The following is a 4,776-nucleotide window of genomic DNA, read 5'->3' as shown; positions in this document are numbered from 1 at the left end:
AATGAAAAACACAGCCTTAACAGAAACTCACAAAGCACTCGGTGCAAAATTAGTTCCTTTTGCAGGATTCAATATGCCGGTTCAATATGAAGGTGTAAATGCAGAACATGAAACGGTGCGAAATGCCGTTGGTGTGTTTGATGTATCGCATATGGGTGAGTTTTTAATTGAAGGCGAACATGCATTAGAGTTAATTCAGAAAGTATCGAGTAACGATGCATCAAAATTAACTGTTGGAAAGGCACAATATAGCTGTTTACCAAATGATGACGGCGGCATTGTTGACGATTTAATTATTTATAAAGTTAAAGAAGAAACGTACTTATTAGTTGTAAACGCCAGTAATATAGAAAAAGATTGGAACTGGATAAGCTCTAAAAATGACGTCGGGGCAACCATGCGCGATTTAAGTGAAACCTATTCTCTACTCGCCATTCAAGGGCCAAAGGCTATTGAAGCTATGCAAAGTATTACAAGTCATGATTTATCAGCTATTAAATTCTACAATTTTATTGTTGGCGATTTTGCAGGTATTGAGCACGTTATTATTTCGGCTACTGGATATACAGGAAGTGGCGGTTTTGAAATTTATTGTAAAAATAGCGAAGTAAAACAGGTTTGGGATAAAGTTCTTGAAGCCGGAGCCAATTATGGAATAAAACCAATCGGACTTGCAGCTCGTGATACATTGCGTTTAGAAATGGGGTATTGTTTGTACGGAAATGACATTGATGATACTACCTCACCAATTGAAGCAGGATTAGCGTGGATAACAAAATTCACAAAAGACTTTACAAATTCGGTAGCTTTAAAAGCTGAAAAAGAAAGAGGTTCTGAACGTAAACTGGTAGCATTTGAATTAGACGAACGCGGCATACCACGCCAAGGTTATGATATTGTTGATGGAAGCGGTAAAAAAATTGGGGTGGTAACCTCAGGAACCATGAGTCCTTCCTTAGGAAAAGGTATCGGGTTGGGTTATGTGCCAACCGTTTTTGCTGATGTCAACAGTAAAATAAACATTCAAATTAGGAAGAACGCTATTCCTGCTACTGTTGTTAAATTACCATTTTACAAAAACTAAAATGCCAGATTTTCAAGCCATTTTAGAAAGCATTTATCAAGATGCTAAACAAGCTTCTGATAAAGGAATCGTGGCAACCTACATTCCAGAACTAGCGCATATTGATAAAAATAATTTCGCGATTCATTTAAGAACTTCCAATGGCAAATGTTATGGTGTTGGAGATTTCAATAAACTCTTTTCTATCCAAAGTATTTCTAAAGTTTTAGCATTATCAAAAGCTATATCGCTTATTGGGGAATCTGTTTGGGATCGCATTGATGTAGAGCCATCTGGGCATCCGTTTAATCAATTGGCATTATTAGAAATTAATAATGGGATTCCTAGAAATCCATTTATCAATTCGGGAGCTATCGTTATTGCAGATATTTTGGTTTCAAATTTAGAAAACCCAAAAGAAGATTTTTTAAATTATGTTAGAGAACTATCAGGTGATGCATCTATTAATTTTAATATAGATGTTGCGCATTCAGAACAATCAACAGGTTTTAAAAATTTCGCTGCTGCTAACCTTTTAAAATCTTATAAAAACTTAAACAATCCTGTTGATAAAGTTTTAGACTTCTATTTTTACCAATGCTCCATTGAAATGAGTTGTAGCCAATTATCTAGTGTTTTTTACTTATTTGCAAATAATGGAAAATGTTTACAAAATAAACTGCACCTAACCGGTAGTCAAGTTAAACGGGTTAATGCGTTAATGCTCACTTGTGGGTTTTATGATGAAGCTGGAGAGTTTGCTTTCGAGGTTGGTCTGCCAGGAAAAAGTGGCGTTGGCGGTGGTATTGTGGCACTTCTTCCCGATCATTTTGTAATTTCAACTTGGTCACCAGGGTTAAATGTTAAAGGGAATTCAAAACTTGGAATGCTCGCCTTAGAACAATTTACAACCAAAACGAAACTATCCATTTTCTAGAATATTTTCAATTTGTAGTTTGATTTATGACGTATGATAAAACGAAGTGATAAACATAGAATTCTAATTTTAGGAGCAAGTGGGTTTTTAGGAAATGCCATTTACAAGGAGCTTTACCCCTATTTTAGAACCTTTGGCACTTATAACACATCGAACAAACAATATGAAAAGAACCATCAGTTTTTTCAATACAACATTGAGGAAGATGATATTTATGAAATTCTAGATATCGTAAAACCTACCATTATTATTTCTTCCTTACGTGGCGATTTTTCAAAGCAAGTTTTAGTACATCAACATTTAACAGAATATATATTTTCACATAAAATAAAAATTATATTCATGTCGTCTGCAAATGTATTTGACGCCTATATAAAATATCCTAGTTACGAACAAGATAAAACCTATAGTAATAGCATTTATGGCCATTTCAAAATTAAAATTGAAAACATGTTATTACGTTTGCCGAAACAACAAGTGGCCATTTTAAGACTTCCTATGGTTTTTGGCTCGAAGTCACCTAGAGTGCAGGAAATTATTCAATTTATAAATGAAAATGAACCCATTGAAGTGTTTCCAAATCTTATTATGAATGTTACAACAGATTCAAAAGTAACACAACAAATTCATTATATTATTAACAGAAATAAACATGGCATTTTTCATTTAGGAAGTAATGATTTAGTACATCATGAAGATTTTATTAAAGAAATTATTGAATCTTTAGAATTGAAAAATAAACCACTATATAAGCGCGTTTACACTACAAATGATGACAGGTATTTGGCTGTTTTATCAAAATTCAATAAACTACCAAAACACCTTCAAATTGAAAGCCAAGAAATATTAACAGATTTAAAAATTTAATTGATTCTCATTTTTGAAATCATTAAATTGTAATTCAAAATAAAATATAATTTTATGAATAAACTTTCAGATGAAGACATAGAAAAACGATTACTTCGTTTTCCAGATTGGGACTATTTTGATAATGCCATTCATGGTGAATTTGAATTCGAAAACTTTAAGGATTGCTTTAGTGCAATGAGCAGAATTGCTTTTGAGTGTGAAGCCTTAAATCATCATCCAAATTGGAGTAATGTTTATAATGTATTAACTATTTCTTTATCAACACACGATGCCGGAGGCGTTACCCTTAAAGATTTTAAGTTGGCTGAAGCCATTGAAAATATTGTTGAACCTGATGAGGAATAATTTGCAATTAAGCCGTAGGTTTTTAACTTTGTACAAATAATCTAGATTTAGTTTAATTTAATAAGATTCCTGCCTTCGCAGGAATGACAAGATATAATTATGGGAAGAGCTTTCGAATTTAGAAAAGCAAGAAAAATGAAACGCTGGTCTGCCATGAGCAAAGCATTTACTCGAATAGGTAAAGACATTGTAATGGCTGTTAAAGAAGGCGGCCCAGATCCAGATAGCAACTCGCGTTTAAGAGCAGTAATACAGAATGCAAAGTCTGTGAACATGCCAAAGGACAATGTTGAACGTGCCATAAAGAAAGCAAGCGAAAAAGGTCAAGGGGATTATAAGGAAGTTATTTTTGAAGGCTATGCACCACACGGAATCGCTATTTTAGTGGAAACTGCAACCGATAATAATACAAGAACGGTAGCCAACGTTCGTAGTTATTTTAATAAATGCGACGGTAGTTTGGGCACATCAGGTTCTGTGGTTTTTATGTTCGATCATACTTGTAATTTTAGAATAGATGCTGAAGGATTAGATCCTGAAGAATTAGAATTGGAATTTATTGATTTTGGTGCTGAGGAGGTTTTTGCGGATGATGACGGTATTTTAATTTACGCTCCTTTTGAAAGCTTTGGCGCCATTCAAGCAGAATTAGAATCTAGAGACATTGAAATTTTATCTTCTGGCTTTGAGCGTATACCCCAAGTTACAAAACAAATATCAGCAGAACAAGCGGAAGATGTTGAAAAACTTCTTGAAAAGCTTGAAGAAGATGATGATGTACAAAACGTGTATCATACCATGGAAGAAAGCGCAGAATAAATCAAATTATATTTAAAAAAAAGAGAGCTAAACGGTTCTCTTTTTTAATTTCAAAATGTTTATAAATATGAATTGGGGGTTTATAGGTTGCGGAAGTGTTACGGAAGTTAAAAGTGGTCCGGCTTACCAGCAAACAGACGGTTTTAAAGTTGTAGCCGTTATGCGTCGCGATATTGAAAAATTGAATGATTATGCAAAACGTCATAACATAGAAAAAACATATACCAATGCAGATGCCTTAATAAATGATCCAAATATTGACGCTGTATATATTGCTACGCCTCCAGACACCCATAAAGAATTTGCCTTAAAAATCGCAAAAGCAGGTAAACCTTGCTGTATTGAAAAGCCATTGTCTCCTAGTTATGCTGAAAGTTTAGAAATTCAAAAGGCCTTTGAAGAAAAGGATATTCCTTTGTTTGTAGCATATTATAGACGCTCACTTCCTCGGTTTTTAAAAGTTAAGCAATGGTTAGATAATCATGAAATTGGTGAAATAAGACACATTAATTGGCATTTAAGTAAACCAGCCAGCACTATTGATATTTCAAAAACTCAAAACTGGCGAACGGATGTAAATGTGGCACCTGCAGGCTATTTTGACGATTTAGCAAGTCATGGTCTTGATTTATTCACCTACTTTCTGGGAAATATTACAAATGCAAATGGAATTAGTTTAAATCAACAAGGTTTGTATACTGCAAAAGATGCCGTAACAGCATCATGGTTGCATGAAAATGGG

The 4,776-nt window shown here is 34.0% G+C and carries 6 protein-coding genes; all 6 read left to right on the top strand.

Going from position 1 to position 4,776, the window contains the following annotated elements; translation table 11 throughout:
* Position 1: 1 nt before the first annotated feature.
* Positions 2–1,084: a glycine cleavage system aminomethyltransferase GcvT gene (gene gcvT / locus WBN21_RS10890; protein WP_424200188.1), complete on the top strand. Its 1,083-nt coding sequence runs from the start codon at positions 2–4 to the stop codon at positions 1,082–1,084.
* Between the two features lies 1 nt (position 1,085).
* Positions 1,086–2,000 carry a glutaminase gene (locus tag WBN21_RS10885; protein WP_424200186.1) on the top strand — a complete coding sequence of 305 codons (915 nt, stop codon included), beginning with the start codon at positions 1,086–1,088 and terminating at the stop codon, positions 1,998–2,000.
* A gap of 33 nt (positions 2,001–2,033) precedes the next feature.
* Entirely contained in the window at positions 2,034–2,867 is an 834-nt protein-coding gene (locus WBN21_RS10880; protein WP_424200184.1) for a sugar nucleotide-binding protein, read from the top strand.
* A 54-nt stretch (positions 2,868–2,921) separates the two neighbouring features.
* Positions 2,922–3,215, top strand: a complete 294-nt coding sequence (locus tag WBN21_RS10875) for a 4a-hydroxytetrahydrobiopterin dehydratase (RefSeq protein WP_424200182.1) — start codon at positions 2,922–2,924, stop codon at positions 3,213–3,215.
* A gap of 99 nt (positions 3,216–3,314) precedes the next feature.
* The gene (locus WBN21_RS10870; RefSeq protein ID WP_424200180.1) at positions 3,315–4,034 is read left to right on the top strand and encodes a YebC/PmpR family DNA-binding transcriptional regulator; all 720 of its coding nucleotides are present in this window, start codon (positions 3,315–3,317) and stop codon (positions 4,032–4,034) included.
* A gap of 67 nt (positions 4,035–4,101) precedes the next feature.
* The coding region (locus WBN21_RS10865) for a Gfo/Idh/MocA family protein (protein WP_424200179.1) at positions 4,102–4,776 on the top strand (675 nt) is incomplete at its 3' end.

It is taken from the genome of Algibacter sp. (assembly GCF_049667265.1).
GTDB lineage: Bacteria > Bacteroidota > Bacteroidia > Flavobacteriales > Flavobacteriaceae > Algibacter_B.
This window is presented reverse-complemented; position numbering and strand designations above follow the sequence as displayed.

Bases quoted from the DNA above. Each gene is read 5' to 3' on its own strand.
- WBN21_RS10885 (WP_424200186.1), top strand. From the start codon at position 1,086: ATGCCAGATTTTCAAGCCATTTTAGAAAGCATTTATCAAGATGCTAAA.
- WBN21_RS10870 (WP_424200180.1), top strand. From the start codon at position 3,315: ATGGGAAGAGCTTTCGAATTTAGAAAAGCAAGAAAAATGAAACGCTGG.
- WBN21_RS10880 (WP_424200184.1), top strand. From the start codon at position 2,034: ATGATAAAACGAAGTGATAAACATAGAATTCTAATTTTAGGAGCAAGT.
- gcvT (WP_424200188.1), top strand. From the start codon at position 2: ATGAAAAACACAGCCTTAACAGAAACTCACAAAGCACTCGGTGCAAAA.
- WBN21_RS10875 (WP_424200182.1), top strand. From the start codon at position 2,922: ATGAATAAACTTTCAGATGAAGACATAGAAAAACGATTACTTCGTTTT.